General features: G+C 29.7%; 1 protein-coding gene. It reads right to left on the reverse strand.

Annotated elements, in window-relative coordinates; genetic code table 11:
• A partial coding sequence (locus tag AMN80_RS00005) for an SDR family NAD(P)-dependent oxidoreductase (RefSeq protein ID WP_075519988.1) occupies positions 1 to 701 on the reverse strand: 701 nt, incomplete at its 3' end.
• Positions 702 to 868: the final 167 nt, after the last annotated feature.

The raw sequence follows: 868 nt of genomic DNA on the forward strand, positions 1-868 counted from the left end.
GAAAATGAATTTTCGTCAGATGAAAGCCAACATATCATTGATGAAAGTTCGTTTAATTTCAGAAATCTTGCTCTTGGAACTTTAGAAAGCATTCTTTTAACATGTTCTTTTGACATTTGATTTAAAATCCTTGTTTTAGCACCCGCTGGTGTTACTGCATTAACGGCTATATTTTTATGTGCTAATTCCTTTCCGAGAGATTTTGTAAGTGCGATTACGCCTGCTTTTGAAGAACTATATGCGCTAGCTTTTGCATTACCATCTTTTCCAGAAACTGAAGCTATATTAACTATTCTTCCGTAATTTTTTTTTATCATATGTGGAACTACAGCCTTACAGCAATTAAAAGTTCCGTGTAAATTTATATCAACAATTGTTTTCCATTCCTCGTAATCGTAATTCCACAGCTCATTAGTTGAACCAGTGATACCAGCACTATTAACTAATATATCAATTTTCATGTTTTTAGTGATTTTGTTGACAGAATCTTCAACGTTTTCAGGATCTGTTACATCGACCATTTGTTTATATAAATTTTTATTCTTAATTTTCTTAACAATCTTTTTTAGTTGATTTTCATCATTATCCCAAATAATTACTTTTGCCCCAGATTTAAGAAATCTTTTTGTTATATCCAAACCAAAACCTTGAGCTCCGCCTGTAACTATTGCAACTTTTTTTTTTAAATCAAATTTATTCATTTTTCACTTGCTAGCAGGTAATAGACAATACTTGAAACAACAAAACCAATTATCCAAGAAAATGATTGAAATATATTAAGATTAGGATTCCAAATAGTTGAAAATGCAAAGATAGTTCCTAATAAAATTGAATATAATGCTTTTAAATTCCATCCTTTAGAATACAT

Origin of the sequence: Candidatus Pelagibacter communis (assembly GCF_001179985.1) — a bacterium.
GTDB lineage: Bacteria > Pseudomonadota > Alphaproteobacteria > Pelagibacterales > Pelagibacteraceae > Pelagibacter > Pelagibacter ubique_J.